Below are 16,836 nucleotides of genomic sequence, written 5' to 3'. Positions count from 1 at the left end.
GCAACTCTATCGCAACGTACAATTCCTCCAAAAATATTTACCAAAATAGCTTTCACATTTGGATCTTTTAAAATAATTCTAAAAGCTGTTTCAACACGTTTAGCATCTGCAGTTCCACCAACATCTAAAAAGTTTGCAGGTTCACCTCCAGATTGCTTAATTAAATCCATAGTACTCATAGCTAAACCAGCTCCGTTTACCATACAACCTACATTTCCGTCTAAATCTACATAATTTAAACCTGCAGCATGCGCTTCTACTTCAATATCATTTTCTTCACGTAAATCACGTAAAGCTGCCAAATCTTTATGACGGAATAAGGCATTATCATCTAAAGCAACTTTAGAGTCTACCGCTAATATTTTATCATCAGATGTTTTTAAAACCGGATTAATTTCAAATAAAGATGCGTCTGACTGTACAAAAGCAGTATATAATGATGTTACAAACTTTGTCATTTCTTTAAATGCATTGCCCGATAGCCCTAAATTAAACGCTATTTTACGTGCTTGAAATGCTTGAATACCAATTAACGGATCTATATCTTCGGTAAAAATTAAATGTGGTGTTTCTTCGGCAACAGTTTCTATATCCATCCCTCCTTCTGTAGAATACATAATCATATTTCTACCAGTAGCTCTATTTAACAAAACAGACATATAATATTCTTCTGGCTCGTTATCACCAGGATAGTATACATCTTCTGCAATTAAAACTTGATGCACTTTTTTACCTTGTGGTGGCGTTTGTGGAGTTTTTAACATCATTCCAATAATGCTTTCAGAAATTGTTTCAACTTCAGCTAAACTTTTTGCAAGCTTCACTCCTCCTCCTTTTCCTCTTCCTCCTGCATGTATTTGAGCTTTAACAACCCACCATCCAGTTCCAGTTTCAGTAGCTAATTGCTTTGCTGCTTCAACTGCTTTTTTATGATTATCTGCCACAATTCCACGTTGAATTCTAACGCCAAAACTGTTTAACAATTCTTTTCCTTGATATTCGTGTAAATTCATTAGAAATTTGGTTTTTTTAATAAGTATTAGCAAATGTAATAAATCAAAACTAAAATTTTGTATTGATTTTTTAAAAGTTTTTAATTTTATTTAGATTATAAAAAATGATAAAACCTATAATTTCAAACGATTTCATCACCTATATTAAAACCATAAACAACTAGCCTAAAATACTAATTTGCTCTAGTTTTTTAATATTTAAAATTTCAATTTTTCTATCAACAACATTTAAAATTCCTTCTTTATTAAATTTAGATAAGGTGTTTATAACACTTTCTTTAGAATAGCCCAATATTTCGGCCAATTCTTTTCTACCTACAGGCAATGTGTAATTTGGTGATATATATATTTTGGCAAAATCTAATAATAATATTGATAAGGCTCCATCAATATTTTTTTGCGACAACCGTGTCATTCTATGAAATAAACCGTTGGCAATACCTGACATATGTTTTATAAGAGCCATGGAAAATTCACCATTACTCTTTATAAATTTCTCAAAAACATCTATTTCAATAAAACTAACCTTTGTATTTTCAAGCGCAACAGCAGTAAAATCAAAATTTTTAAAAGCAAAGCAACATATTAAACCTACAAAGCTATGAGATTGTACTAATCCTAAAGTTGATACTTTATGATCATTAACAACTTCTAATTTAACCAATCCTTCGGTGACATATAATAAATTATTAACTACAGCACCTCTTTTTACAATAGTTTCTCCTGCTTTAAATTCTAAATCAGTTTTATGTTGCACCAAAATTTCCTTTTCATCTTCAGTTAGCATATTTAAACACTCTTTAGCATTTAAAAAATCATATTCCAATTGCGTTTTTTCTCTTAAAAAATCTGGCATACTTTTTCAATTACATTCTTTACAATGTAAAATTACATCATTAAACATTAATAAATACATAAAACCTTATAAAATTTGCTTATCTAAAACACAAGGTTACGGTACAATTACTTTGTAATTTTACAATAGAAATAAACGAGTTACAAATAATTTAGAAAATGAAAAAATTAGCATTAAAATCGGCCTTATTAATACCGGCTTTTATATTTACAACATTTTTAATTATGACAATTATAGGATGTACGTCTTGCCTATTTGGACTTGACCACAATTATTATAGTTGTACTTATTGTACTATTTTTAAAGGAATTGCATTATTATCAACTATAGCCTATTTAACCATTTTAATTTTAGATATTAAACTGGTATACAAAAACTCAGTTAAAAAAAATAACAACTATTAAATGAGGTAACAACAGCAATTTTAAATAATAAATTAAAACTATACAATGAAAAATTTAGTTTTAAAATTAGGTATTTTAATACCGCTATTACCTATAATATTAATTGTAGGTAGTATTTTTATAATTTCATATATCGATTATTTGATAATGATTTTTAAAATTTATTCTCAACTTTTTTAACACCTCTAAAAAAGTAGAATATTTTGTTTTTTACAATATTATAGGTTCATGTACCGTAATAAATGTATTTATTAACATTTATTTATGATGAATTTAGCAATATGTTAAATACATTAGCTATTGCTATATACATTAAACCTACAATGAAGAAATTCATCGTCCTAATTTTTATCCTTTTTCACATAAATGGTATTGCACAAATAAATGCAAATCCTAAAACTATTACAGCTAAAAGAATTTTAGTTTCACCAGTTATTGATGGAGTTTTAAATGAAGATTTTTGGCAAAATTCTGAAAACGCAGCCAATTTTACCATGTTTAGACCAGGGTTTGGAATTACGGAGCCAAATGGCAAAAAAACCATTGTAAAAATAGCTTATGATGATGAGGCAATTTATTTTGGAGCCCTTTTATATGATGATGATATTAAAAACATTGCTTTAGAATCTGCCACACGCGATAATTTTGCGCAAACCGATTGGTTTGGAATTATGATAAATCCGTTAAATGATGGCCAAAACGATACTGAATTTTTTATTCAGGCAACAGGAAATCAAGCAGATGCAAAAGCAACTGTAAATGATGAAGATTTTGGCTGGAGCGCCGTTTGGGAAAGTGCAGTAAAAATGGATGACGAAAAATGGGTTGTTGAAGTAAAAATTCCATATTCAGCATTACGTTTTTCAAACCAAGAAACACAAACTTGGGGAATTAATTTTCACAGAAAAATACAAAGTACAAAAGAACAATTTGTTTGGAACCCAATTGATAAAACAAAAGGAAACATTCAACAATACGCAGGCGTTCTAAATGGAATAAAAAATATTTCACCTCCGATAAGATTAAGTTTTTTTCCATACGCATCTTCTTCTGTTTCAATATATGATGGCTCTTCAAATTTTGATACTAATTTTGGAATGGATGTAAAGTATGGAATTAGTGAAAGTTTTACTTTAGACGCTACTTTAATTCCCGATTTTGGTCAAACAGGTTTTGATGATCTTACTTTAAATTTAGGCCCGTATGAACAACAATATTCAGAAAAAAGAGCATTTTTTACGGAAGGAACGGATTTGTTTACCAAAGGAAATTTATTTTATTCGCGAAGAATTGGAAATGCACCATCTACAAACATAGATGAAGAAACTGATTTAAACGAAAATGAAGTCATTTTAAACGAACCTTCATCAGTTCAAATGTTAAATGCAGTAAAAATATCTGGCCGTACAAAAAATGGTTTGGGAATTGGTTTTTTTAATGCCATTACCGATAAAACGGAAGGTATAATTAAAAACACAAATACAGAAGAAATTAGAAAAATAACAACAGAACCTTTGGCTAACTACAATATTTTGGTTTTAGATCAACAATTTAATAAAAATTCATCTGTTAGCTTTATAAATACCAATGTTGCCAGAGAAGGCTCTTTTAGAGACGCCAATGTTTTTGCCGCTTTATTTGACCTTACTAATAAAGCTAATAAATTTAAACTAGAAGGTGGTGGCGGAATGAGTTATTTAAATGAATTTGGTGAAACAACAAATGGTTTTTTTACAAATATTGAATTTAAAGAAATTAGTGGAAATTGGCAATGGGGAATTGAACACTTCCTTAAAAATGATACATTTGAAAAGAATGATTTAGGTTATCAGAGTAAAAATAATTTTAGCAATTTTGAATCTTATGTAAGTTACGAAATTTTTGAACCTACAAAAAAACTAGATGATTTTAGAATTTCATTTTGGGCAGATTTTGAATATTTATACAAACCAAGTAAATACACTGGAAATTCAATTGGAATTAATTATTACCTTCAAACAAAAAAAACAAAATTAGCCTACGGAGGAAACATAGGAACAATAATTGGAAATGAGTTTGATTATTACGAACCAAGAGTAACTGGCAGGTATTATAAAAAAACTGGGCGAATATCTGGAAACCAATGGATTTCTACAGATTACAGAAAGAAATTTGCCATTGATGCTAATTTCTTTATGGCATCTCGAGTAAATGATGATAATTATTATATAGAAACTAGCCTATCACCTAGATACCGTGTTAACGATAAACTTTCGTTTATTTATGAGCTAAACTTTTCTTCAGATACAAACGATAAAGGATATGTAAACCTTCTTGATGATGACTCTATAATTTTTGGAAAAAGAGATGCAAAGTCCTTTACAAATGCCGTATCAGGCAAGTATAATTTTAGCACTAAATCTGCATTAAATCTTACTTTTCGTCATTATTGGTCACCTGTGGAATACGATACTCAATATTATTTATTAAATACAAATGGACTACTAGAAGAAAATTCTTATTCAGAAAACCACGATATTAATTACAATATTTGGAACTTTGATTTAAGTTACACTTGGGAATTTGCTCCAGGAAGTCAACTTATTGGATTATACAGAAATTCTATTTTTAATGAAGACCAATTATCCGATTTAAATTTCAAAGAAAATTTAGAAAACTTATTTGACCAATCCATACTTCATAATTTTTCATTACGCTTAGTTTATTATATTGATTATAATAAGGCTAAAAATTGGTTGTAATAAAATATAAATTGTATTTTCACCCTTTTATTTTAAAGCATGATTGAAGCAAAAGAAATCCATAAATTTTATGGTGAATTAGAGGTTTTAAAGGGTGTTGAGCTAACCATTAAAAAAGGTGAAGTAGTTGCTATAGTTGGTCCGTCTGGAGCTGGTAAAACAACGCTTTTACAAATTCTTGGTACTTTAGATAAACCAACAAATTTAAAAAACGCCAATTTAACAATTAACAACACTAATTTATTAGAATTAAAAGATAAAACCCTTTCTAAATTTAGAAATAAACATATTGGTTTTATTTTTCAATTTCATCAATTATTACCAGAGTTTACTGCCTTAGAAAATGTATGTATTCCTGCTTTTATAGCAAACACTTCTAAAAAAGAAGCAGAAACCAAAGCTATTGAGTTACTAACATTTTTAGGTTTAGAAACCAGAATTCATCACAAACCAAATGAACTTTCTGGCGGTGAGCAACAGCGTGTTGCCGTTGCAAGAGCATTAATTAATAATCCAGATGTAATTTTTGCTGATGAACCGAGCGGAAATTTAGATTCGGCTTCTGCTAAAAACTTACATGAGTTATTTTTTACCTTACGAACTAAATTTAACCAAACTTTTGTAATTGTTACGCATAACCAAGAATTGGCTGATATGGCAGACAGAAAACTTGAAATGAAAGATGGAAAAATAATTAATTAAAAATAAAGATTTAGGAAACTACAATTTTCTAAACCTTTGTGCCTTTTACCTTATTACATTTTGTTATTAAATAATTTTACTAAAAACTTTTAAATGATTGCAATTATTAGTGCAATGCAAGAAGAAATTCAAGCATTGTTAAATAAATTACAAAACGTTTCTACCGTTGAAAAAGGAATGCGAACCTACTACATTGGAACACTTTTTAACAAAAACGTGGTGTTAGTTTTTTCTCGTTGGGGAAAAGTAGCTTCTGCAGCAACCACAACACAATTAATAAACGATTTTGAGTTAGACGAAATTATTTTTACAGGTGTTGCGGGCGCAATTTCTAACAATTTAAATATTGGTGATGTAGTTATAGGTAAAAATTTATTTCAACACGATTTAAATGCTAGTCCGTTTTACAAAAAGTTTGAAATTCCAATTATTAAAAAATTATTTTTAGAAACAAAAAACCCTGATAAATTAATTACTGCAACCACTTTCTTTTTAGAAAACTACAACAACTATGTAAATTTAAACGATGCCAAAAGTTTTGATATTACCAAACCTAAATTAGTTTTTGGCGATATTGCCAGTGGCGACCAATTTATTTCTAGCTTAAAAAAAATAGCCAAATTAAACAAGCAAATTCCATCTGCCATTTGTGTTGAAATGGAAGGTGCGGCAGTTGCTCAAATTTGTTATGAATACAATATGCCATTTTCCATAATTAGAATAATTTCAGACAAAGCAAACGATAACGCAACTATCGATTTTTCAAAATTTTCAAACACCATTGCCAGTAATTATGCCTTAGGAATTTTAGAACATTATTTTAAAAATTAACTTCTATTTTACTTACTAAAAAACATATTTTAAATAAAAACTTACAACTTATAAACTTTCCAATTTTTTAATTTTATAACATTCCAACTTTAAACTAAAAATTAATATCTTTGAAAAATCCTTTTAAAGAATGCAGTTTAAACATCCTGAAATTTTATATGCATTATTACTACTTATCATCCCGATAATAGTACACTTATTTCAATTACAACGTTTCAAAAAAGTACCATTTACAAACGTTCATTTTTTAAAAAATATAGTACAGCAAACACGCAAAAGTTCCAGGCTAAAAAAGTTCTTAATTTTACTCACTAGAATGGCCGCATTTACCTGTTTAATTTTAGCATTTTCACAACCATATTTCTCAGCCAATTCTTTACAACAAAATTACAACACAACCATTTATTTAGACAACTCATTTAGCATGCAAGCCAAAGGAGAAAATGGTGAACTATTAAAATCAATTGCCCAAAATATTATTGAAAACACCAATTACAAAAACACACAGTTTTCTTTAATTACAAACAACCAAGAATTTAAAAATATAGATAGTAAAACACTAAAAAACCAGTTAATAACTTGTGATTATTCACCTATTAAACTAAATTTAAACACTGTTTTATTAAAATTAAACACCTTAAATTCAGCATCAACAAACACATTAAATAAAAACCTTATAATATCTGATTTTCAAACTATTAATTTAACAAACAAAACCGATGTTACAAATGTAAACACAATTGTAAACACCTTAAAAGTTACTCCCAAAAAAAATACAAACACATTTATTGATAGCGTTTTTATTGCAGAAGAAAACCCAACTGAAATTATACTTTCAGTTGTTGTAAAAAGTACCCAAAACAATTCAAATTCTACTTCTATCTCTTTACAGGACAATACAAAATTATTAGGAAAATCTACTGTAAAATTTACTAATTCTAACATATCAACTACCAATTTTTCCATTCCTAACAATGCTAATATGAATGGAATTATAACTTTGACCGATGAAAATTTACCCTTTGATAATACCTTCTATTTTACACTTTCAAAGCCCGAAAAAATTAATGTTTTATCTATAGGAAAAAACACTCCTTTTTTGAGTAAAATTTATACTGAAAATGAGTTTAATTTTACCACTAGCGAACTGTTAAATTTGAATTACAATTCACTAAAAAATCAACATTTAATTATTTTAAATGAGATAGAAAATATTCCAATTGAACTCTCAAAATTATTACAAGATTTTTCAAAAAACGGAGGAACTACTGTTGTAATTCCATCAGCAAATGCAAATTTAAAATCGTATAATATATTTTTAAATGAGCAAAATGCAGGAACCATTTTAAACAAAATAGATAAAAAACATAACATTACTTCTATTGTTTTTGAGCATCCTTTACTAGCTCAGGTTTTTGAAAATAACGTGACAAATTTTCAATATCCAACAACTAATTTTTATTTTAAATCACAATTTAAAAACAGTTCTTCGGTACTTAAATTAGATTCTAACGATGCGTTTTTAACCTCCATCAACGGCAATAATAATTCGTTATTTTGGTTTGCAAGTTCTTTAAATAATGAAACATCTAATTTTATTCAATCACCATTAGTAGTTCCGGTTTTTTACAATTTTGCAAAAAACAGCTTAAAAAATGCACAATTATATTACACCATTCAACCAGAAAACATAGTAGAAATTGTTACATCAATAGGAAAAGATCAAGTGTTAAAAGTTGTAAATAATGAAAACGAATTTATTCCTTTACAAGATATTTCATCAAACAAAGTATCGTTAAAAATAGATGGAGCCAATTTAAAAAGTGGTTTTTACAATATACTTTCTAATACCAAAACCATAAAAACTATTGCTTTTAACTATCACAGAGAGGAAAGTGATTTAACGTATTTAGAGTTAGAACCACTTTTTAAAGAGTCTGAGAACATAGTTATTAACAACTCTATTGATAACTTTTTTGATGAAATGTACAATGAACAGAAAATCAATTGGCTTTTTAAATGGTTTTTAGCTTTTTCTGTCCTATTTTTGCTCATTGAAATGCTGATACTAAAATATTTCAAAACATGAATATACTCATAAAGTCTGCCACCATTTTTGATCCTTCAAGTCCTTTTCATCAACAAAAACAAGATATTTTAATTGAAAAAGGATTCATTTCAAAAATTTCAAAAACCATTGTAAATCCAAACAATTATCAAGAAATTAAATTAGATAATTTACATGTTTCTCAAGGCTGGTTTGATAGTAGTGTTTGCTTTGGAGAACCTGGTTTAGAAGAACGAGAAACCATTGCCAACGGATTAAAAACTGCTGCAAAAAGTGGTTTTACAGCAGTTGCTGTAAACCCAAATACAAGTCCGGTTGCTGATAACAAATCTACAATTGAGTTTATAAAACATCAAAGTTTTGGTTTTGCAACTAACCTCTACCCTTACGGAAGTTTTACAAAAGGAGCTCAAAGTGCAGATTTAGCGGAATTATATGATATGCAAAATTCTGGAGCAATTGCCTTTGGAGATTATAACAAACCTATTTCTAATGCTAATTTGCTGAAAATTGGCTTGCAATATGCTCAAAATTTTGATGGTTTAATTTTAAGTTTCCCACAAGATAACTCTATTGCTACAGAAGGTTTGGTAAATGAAGGAATAAACAGTACAAAATTAGGATTGAAAGGGATTCCAAGCTTGGCAGAAGAGCTTCAAATTGCACGCGATTTATTTATTTTAGAATATACAGGCGGCAAATTACATATTCCAACTATTTCAACAGAAAAATCGGTAAAATTAATTAAAGAAGCCAAAAAGAAAGGATTAAATGTTACGTGTAGTGTGGCTGCACACCATTTAGTATTAACAGATGATGAATTAAAAAGCTTTGATTCTAACACCAAAGTATTACCACCTTTAAGAACAACTAAAGATACAAAAGCACTTTTAAAAGGATTAAAAGAAGGTGTAATTGATATGATTACTAGCGACCATAACCCTATAGATATTGAACATAAAAAAGTTGAATATTATTATGCTAAATTTGGAACAATTGGTTTAGAAAGTTTGTTTGGAGCGTTAAACAAAAACGTTGATTTAGACGTGCTAATTGCTAGTTTAACTACTAAACCAAGAGAACGTTTTAATATTGAAAGTATCTCTATTAATGAAGGAAATAAGGTTAACTTAACTCTTTTTAACCCAGAATATGAGTATATTTTTGCCGAAAACAACATTTTTTCCACTTCTAAAAACGCTGTTTTCTTAAACAAAAAAATGAATGGAAAAGTGTATGGAATTATTGCAAATAATAGAGTAATTTTATAAAAATTAAAAAATAATACATATGGACAATTACACGGTTAAAGAAGGAAAAACGATGGCTATTATAAGTTACATAACTTGGATTGGAACTTTAATTGCGTATTTTATGAATAACGAAAAACGCAATTCTTTTGCTTCTTTTCATATTAGACAAGCAATAGGAATCTCCTTATTTTCATTAGTAAACAGTGTTTTTTTATTAAAATATATAGGTTTTTATGCTGCAGGATTTATATCATTAGGTTTATTAATATTATTAATTATTGGATTAATAGGAGCTGCTCAAGGAGAACAGAAAAAAATACCGTTATTTGGAGATCTTTTTCAAGATTGGTTTAAAGGAATTGCATAAAACTATATTAAAACTTACTTTTGAAGTCGTGCCAAAAAGCACGACTTTTATTTTATAATTATGAAAAAATTATCACTACAATACATTTCTAGAGAGCCAAATGCTGTTTCAGAAAAAACATCGCTCTTAATACTTTTACACGGTTATGGAAGTAACGAGGAAGACTTATTTTCATTTGCAACTGAACTGCCAGAAGATTTAATAATTGTAAGTGCTAGAGCGCCACAAAGTTTAGGTTTTGGAAGTTATGCTTGGTATTCTATTAATTTTACGGCTGATCAAGGAAAATTTTCGGATATTCCTGAAGCTGTTGAAGCACGTGAATTAGTAGCTACTTTTATTGATGAAATTCAAGAAAAATACAACATAACACCTGATAAAACATTTTTATTAGGCTTTAGTCAAGGAACAATTTTAAGTTATGCTGTAGCTTTAAACTACCCTGAAAAAGTGCAAAAAATAATTGCTTTAAGCGGACATATTAATGCCGAGTTATTACCTGAAAATTTAAATCCTGATAATTATAAAGCCTTAGATTTCTTTATTTCACACGGTAGCGTAGATCAAGTAATTCCTGTAGAATGGGCAAATAAAGCACCAGAATTTTTAAATAAATTACATATTAAAAATAGCTTTCAAACCTATCCGGTTGGTCACGGAGTAGCACCAAAAAACTTCTTCGACTTTAAAAAATGGATTGAAGAAAGAATGTAACTATTTACTAAATATTAAAAAAAACGAGCACTTAATTTACTATAGTTAAGTGCTCGTTTTTTATTAATCTAACACATGTTTTTCTAACGAAAAACAAACAAATTCACCTTCAAAAACCTTTACTTCATTTTCATTTACTACTGAAACTTCAATTACAGATTTTACTTCATTTATTTTTTCTTTATAACTTGCGGTTGCTGTTAATATATTACCAACAACCGTAGGTTTTATAAATTTAGTTTCTGCTTTTCCTAAAACAACATTAGGTTTATTAATTAAAACCATTGCCGCATAATCTGCCAAACCAAATGTAAAACCACCATGCGAAAGTCCTAAACTATCAACAGCCATTTCGTCAATAATTTTTAATTCAACTATTGCTTTTTCAGCTTCAATAGCAATAACTTTTCCAATAAATTTTTCAGATGCATTTAAATGCGTATTTTGAATATCTAACATTTTTATATTTTTTTCAACTGCAAAAATAAGTTGTTTTTACTTTAGAAAGATTCTATTTTAATAAGTACATCTAAAATTGATTATTAATTAAATATTTTAATTCTAACAAATTTAAGTTCAACCTTGTTAATAAACTTACACACTGAATTTTAAAAATTTTTTAAAGGTTTAAATAAGTAAGAATACTATTTAAATAAGATAATTTTCTACAATAAATATATAATTCAAAAAAGCATGTATTTTAGCAACAAAATACATGATTAAAGCAATAAAATACATATATCTACTGATTTAAGTCAGTAGGTATATAATTAAAAAGAACTACTTTTTCATACAGAAAAATTATTTATGGAAGATAGAGATAAAAATTTATATGTTGTAGGTATTGGTGCATCTGCTGGAGGATTAGATGCTATTCAACAATTATTTGATCACATTCCTGATGATACTGGAATGGCTTTTGTAATTATTCAACATTTATCGCCCGATTTTATTAGTTTAATGCCAGAGTTGTTGGCTAAGCACACAAAAATGCCAATTTATACGGCTGAAGACAAACAAACTATTCAGCCAAATTGCATTTACTTAAATCAGCGAAGTAAAAATTTACATATAAAAGGCAGAGAACTTTATCTATTAGAAAAAGGACCAAAACATAATTTAAATTTACCTATTGATATCTTTTTTCACACATTAGGAGAAGAATTTAAAGAAAAATCTATTGGTGTTATTTTATCTGGAACTGGATCTGATGGTTCCAGAGGAATTAAATCTATTAAAGAAGGTGGAGGAATTATTATTGTACAAGATCCAGTAACTGCACAATTTGATGGAATGCCAAATTCTGCCATTTCAACCAACCTAGTAGATTTTATTTTAAATCCCGAAAATATTGCTTCATCATTTAAAAAATTACCAGCGCATCCTTTAACTCTTTCTCTAGAGGATGAAGACGATTCTCAATCTAATGAAAACATTTTTAATACTATTTTAGGAGAAGTTTATAAGTATTCAAGTATTGATTTTAGAAAGTATAAAAAAAATACATTGCTAAGAAGGTTGGAGAAAAGAATGCATATTAATAACATTGACCAACTTTATGATTATTTAGTTTTCTTAAAAATTAATAACGCTGAAAAAGAAGCGTTAAAACAAGACTTTTTTATTGGTGTTACTAGATTTTTTAGAGATGAAGAGGCATTTGAAACTTTAAAAAATAAAATTATTCCTGCAATTTGTAAAGATAAAAAACCTTCAGACACCATAAGAATATGGACAACAGGTTGTTCTACTGGCGAAGAGGTATATTCTATTGCCATATTATTTGATAGTTATATACGCACAAATAAACTTAACTTAGATTTTAAATTTTTTGCAACAGATGTAGATTCTAAAGCATTAAATATTGCAAGTAGTGGTGCATATCATATAAATACAGTAAATGAAATTGAGAAAACTTACCTAGAACAATATTTTTTAAAAACTGGAGATAAAATACAAATTATTAAAAGAATACGTGAAAAAATTGTATTTTCTAATCACAACTTAATAAACGATCCACCTTTTATAAAAATGGATTTAATTTCTTGTAGAAACTTATTAATTTATTTAGATAGTAAAATACAGAAAAAAATAATGCATAATTTTCAGTTTGCATTAAATAAATTCAGCTATTTATTTTTAGGAAGTAGTGAATCTATTGGCGATTTAGCAAAACTTTTTAAAGCAATAGATGTTAAATGGAAAATTTATCAAAACATAACAGAAACAAAATACATTCCAATTCAATCAAACACAGATACTACTATATCAAATTCACAATTTAAAAACCCACTTAGAGGAAGTACACAAGCTATTTATAAAACCAAAGAAAACCCAGAATCTATTTATCATAAATACTTAAGTAAAGAATTTAGTCCTCCGTCTATTTTTATTGATAAAGATTTTAATATATTATATATTATTGGTGATGCTGGTAAAAAACTAAACCACAACGATGGTCTTTTTCAAAATAATTTATTAAAAATTGTGAGTCCAGAAATTGCTTCTATGGTTAGAAGCGGTATAAGAAAACTTGAAAAAGAAGAAAAAGACATTATTATAAAAGATATTATTAATACTATTGATAATGAAGCTTATAGCTTCGATTTAAGATTAAAAAAACCTAAATATTCTGAAGAATTAAAAAATACGTATGTTTTACAATTTAGTCCAGATAGAATTGTAAAAGAAAATTCTATTGTTTTAAAAAATATTCCAATTGACGAAATTTCTAAACAACGCCTTGAAGATTTAGAAAATGAACTAAAAGCTACCAGAACCGAGTTGCAAAATGTAGTAGAAGAATTAGAAACAAGTAACGAAGAATTACAATCTTCTAACGAGGAATTAATGGCCTCTAACGAAGAATTACAAAGCACCAACGAAGAACTGCAATCTGTTAATGAAGAATTATACACTGTAAACTCTGAACTTCAAGAAAAAAATAAGGAATTACAAAATTTAAATAATGATATTACCAACCTATTTAACAGTACAGATATTGGTACATTATTTCTTGATAGCAACTTAAAAATTAGAAAGTTTACTCCTTCCCTTCAAAAGCATTTTAACCTTTATGATAATGATTTTGGAAGACCAATATCTAGCTTTACTTCTAATTTTGATGATATAACAAGAACATCTTTATTAAAAGATTGCAAAAATGTTCTTAAAAACCTTAATACAATAGAAAAAGAAATAATTGATTTAGACGGAAACCATTATTTAAACAGAATTAGCCCTTTTGTTACTGAAGATAAAAAAATTGACGGTGTAGTAGTTACATTAGTAGATATAAACCCTTTAAAAGAAATAAACAACGAGTTAGACCTTTCAAAAACAAAATATAAAACATTATTCGAAAACATGAATAAAGGCTTTATTCATGCAAAAATTATAACTAACGAAAATAATGAAGCTATAAATTGGGAATATATTACTATTAATGCTGCCTATGAAAAACAAATTGGATTGTCTAATGAAAATGTGATTGGTAAAAAAGCTTTTGATATTTTACCACATTTAAAAAACGACACCATAAATTGGCTCAAAATTTACCAAAAAACAGCCCAAACAGGCGTAAATCAAAGTTTTGAATATTACTCAAACTTTGATAAAAAATATTACTTAGTGCTTATTTACAGTCCTATAATTGGTGAATTTGCCGTTACTTTTTCTGATATAACCGAACTTAAAGAAAAAGAAAATAAATTATTAAAAAACGAAGCTCACCTTACACAAATTCAATCACTTACAAAAACTGGTGGCTGGAGTTTAAATTTAAAAACAAATGAGGTTATTTGGACAGAAGAACTTTATAAAATGTTTGGATTAGACCCTAGTAAAAAAGCACCATCTTTTGATACCCAAGAGAAACTGTACACAAAAGAAAGTTGGGAAATTTTAACAAACAAAATTGAAAACACCATAAAAACAGGTGAACCTTATGAGGTTGAATTAAATTATTATAAAACTGATGGTACTCTTGGTTGGTTATTAGCACATGGAGAATTAGAAGAAAATAACATTAATAAATCTACAGAATTATGGGGTTCTGCACAAGACATTACAGCAACCAAAAATTTTGAAAAAAGTATTATTGAAGCCAAAAAAGAAGCAGAACAAGCTAGTAAACAAAAAAACTTGTTTTTAGCAAATATGAGTCATGAAATTAGAACTCCAATGAATGGTGTTATTGGCTTTTCAAGTTTATTAAGAGATGATAATTTAACGGAATCAAAAAGAAATCAATATTTAAATATTATAGACAATAGCTCTAAACAATTAATTAATTTAATTGATGATATTATTGATATATCTAAAATTGAAGCTGGTGAATTAAAAATAATAGAAAGAGAATTTAATTTAACCGATTCTCTAATAAATTTAGAAACCACTTACAATCAGCTTAAAAACAACGCCTTAAAAAAAGATATTAATATTGTTTTAGAAATTCCAAAAAATAAAAAATTAGTTATTACATCAGATGAAAAAAGGATCAATCAACTTTTAATTAATCTGTTAAACAATGCGTTAAAATTTACAGAACAAGGCGAAATTAAATTTGGCTACAATATAAAAGGAAGCAAAATTCAATTTTTTGTATCAGATACAGGAATAGGAATACCAAAAGAAAAACTTGAGGAAATATTTGAAAGCTTTAAACAAGTAGATTACAATACTACAAAATATGGTGGTACAGGATTAGGATTGGCTATTTCTAAAGGTATAATTAATATTTTAAATGGCTGGATAAAAGTAGAATCTACAGAAAACAAAGGAACAACATTTACATTTGAAATACCCCTAAAAATTATTAATGATGATATAAGTATTTCAGATGAATCTAAAATTATAAAAAATAAAGAGCAATTTTTAAAGGGTAAAAAAGTACTTATTGCGGAAGATGAATATTATGTTAGACTATATTTAGAAGCACTTTTACAAGAATTACAAGTAAACTACATAATGGTAAATGATGGTGAAGATGCCATTGCTGAATATAAAAAATCTAACGATTTCGATTTAGTTTTAATGGATGTTAGAATGCCAAAAGTTAATGGACTTAAAGCAACCAAAGAGATTTTAAAATTTGATAGTTCAGCTAAAATAATTATGCAAACAGCATATGCTATGCTAGATGAAAGGGAGAAATGTATACAAATAGGAAGCGTTGGTTATTTAACAAAACCATTAGATAAGGATAAAATTATTAATGAAATGTTTAAAGCCTTACATTAATAAAAAATTGAATAAAATAATATCAAATAAAATAGTAATTTTAGGGATAACGTAAAAAAAGATTAATTAAATAAAATCAAATGAATATATTAGGAATTGATGTAGGCGGCTCAGGAATTAAAGGTGCAATTGTAAATACCAAAACCGGTAATCTTATTTCAAAAAGAAGAAGAATAGCAACACCACAACCCGCAACTCCAGAAGCAGTTGCAGATACAATTCTAAAATTAGTGCAACATTTTAAATGGGAAGGTCCAGTTGGTTGCGGTTTTCCAACACCACTAAAAAACGGAAAATGTATAACTGGTGGAAATTTACATAAAAATTGGAAAAATTTAAAAGTTGAAGAGTTTTTTAAAAATAAAACCGGTAATTCTTTTACTGTAATTAATGATGCCGATGCTGCCGGACTTGCTGAAATTAATTTTGGAGCTGGAAAAGATGTAAAGGGAACAGTAATTATGATTACTTTGGGAACTGGAATTGGTTCTGCTCTTTTTTTAGATGGAAAACTTTTACCAAATACTGAATTTGGACATGTGCTTCATAAAAGCGGTAGTATTTTTGAAAAATATGCTGCAGATTCTGTAAGAATTGAAGAAAATTTAAGCAGAAAACAATGGGGAAAACGCTTACACAAATACTT

The 16,836-nt window shown here is 27.8% G+C and carries 13 protein-coding genes; 10 read left to right on the top strand and 3 right to left on the bottom strand.

What is annotated here, in order from left to right; all coding sequences use genetic code 11:
* Together sucC and ABY298_RS09930 are read right to left on the bottom strand one after the other, a co-directional pair.
* Window positions 1–1,013: ADP-forming succinate--CoA ligase subunit beta (sucC, locus tag ABY298_RS09935; protein WP_372745898.1), on the bottom strand; the 1,013-nt coding region annotated here is incomplete at its 3' end.
* A 160-nt stretch (window positions 1,014–1,173) separates the two neighbouring features.
* Window positions 1,174–1,869, bottom strand: a complete 696-nt coding sequence (locus ABY298_RS09930) for a Crp/Fnr family transcriptional regulator (RefSeq protein ID WP_372745897.1) — start codon at window positions 1,867–1,869, stop codon at window positions 1,174–1,176.
* Window positions 1,870–2,027: 158 nt separating this feature from the next.
* Here ABY298_RS09930 and ABY298_RS09925 point away from each other — a divergent pair, with 158 nt between their 5' ends.
* The 8 genes from ABY298_RS09925 to ABY298_RS09890 all read left to right on the top strand — a co-directional run bounded on the left by ABY298_RS09925 (window position 2,028) and on the right by ABY298_RS09890 (window position 10,949).
* Complete coding sequence (locus ABY298_RS09925) at window positions 2,028–2,273, top strand: hypothetical protein (protein ID WP_372745896.1); 246 nt, start codon at window positions 2,028–2,030, stop codon at window positions 2,271–2,273.
* Between the two features lie 242 nt (window positions 2,274–2,515).
* Window positions 2,516–5,014, top strand: coding sequence for a DUF5916 domain-containing protein (locus ABY298_RS09920; RefSeq protein WP_372745895.1), 2,499 nt, complete (start codon window positions 2,516–2,518; stop codon window positions 5,012–5,014).
* 39 nt (window positions 5,015–5,053) lie between these two features.
* Window positions 5,054–5,716 (top strand): ABC transporter ATP-binding protein, encoded by a 663-nt coding sequence (locus ABY298_RS09915; RefSeq protein ID WP_372745894.1) that lies wholly within the window; start codon window positions 5,054–5,056, stop codon window positions 5,714–5,716.
* A gap of 93 nt (window positions 5,717–5,809) precedes the next feature.
* On the top strand, window positions 5,810–6,547 hold the full coding sequence (locus tag ABY298_RS09910; RefSeq protein WP_372745893.1) for a 5'-methylthioadenosine/adenosylhomocysteine nucleosidase: 738 nt from the start codon (window positions 5,810–5,812) through the stop codon (window positions 6,545–6,547).
* Between the two features lie 130 nt (window positions 6,548–6,677).
* Window positions 6,678–8,636: a BatA domain-containing protein gene (locus tag ABY298_RS09905; protein WP_372745892.1), complete on the top strand. Its 1,959-nt coding sequence runs from the start codon at window positions 6,678–6,680 to the stop codon at window positions 8,634–8,636.
* Window positions 8,633–9,886, top strand: a complete 1,254-nt coding sequence (locus ABY298_RS09900) for a dihydroorotase family protein (RefSeq protein WP_372745891.1) — start codon at window positions 8,633–8,635, stop codon at window positions 9,884–9,886. Before ABY298_RS09905 ends, ABY298_RS09900 begins: the two co-directional genes overlap by 4 nt.
* Window positions 9,887–9,905: 19 nt before the next feature.
* Window positions 9,906–10,235 (top strand): DUF4870 domain-containing protein, encoded by a 330-nt coding sequence (locus ABY298_RS09895; RefSeq protein ID WP_372745890.1) that lies wholly within the window; start codon window positions 9,906–9,908, stop codon window positions 10,233–10,235.
* A 60-nt stretch (window positions 10,236–10,295) separates the two neighbouring features.
* Window positions 10,296–10,949, top strand: coding sequence for an alpha/beta hydrolase (locus ABY298_RS09890; RefSeq protein ID WP_372745889.1), 654 nt, complete (start codon window positions 10,296–10,298; stop codon window positions 10,947–10,949).
* 63 nt (window positions 10,950–11,012) lie between these two features.
* Here the strand turns inward: ABY298_RS09890 and ABY298_RS09885 are convergent, their stop codons facing one another.
* Complete coding sequence (locus ABY298_RS09885) at window positions 11,013–11,408, bottom strand: hypothetical protein (RefSeq protein ID WP_372745888.1); 396 nt, start codon at window positions 11,406–11,408, stop codon at window positions 11,013–11,015.
* 348 nt (window positions 11,409–11,756) lie between these two features.
* Here ABY298_RS09885 and ABY298_RS09880 point away from each other — a divergent pair, with 348 nt between their 5' ends.
* Entirely contained in the window at window positions 11,757–16,190 is a 4,434-nt protein-coding gene (locus ABY298_RS09880) for a chemotaxis protein CheB (protein WP_372745887.1), read from the top strand.
* An 80-nt stretch (window positions 16,191–16,270) separates the two neighbouring features.
* Window positions 16,271–16,836, top strand: a 566-nt coding sequence (locus ABY298_RS09875) for an ROK family protein (protein ID WP_372745886.1), incomplete at its 3' end; no start/stop codon positions are given.

Origin of the sequence: Lutibacter sp. (genome assembly GCF_041596795.1) — a bacterium.
GTDB lineage: Bacteria > Bacteroidota > Bacteroidia > Flavobacteriales > Flavobacteriaceae > Lutibacter.
This window is presented reverse-complemented; position numbering and strand designations above follow the sequence as displayed.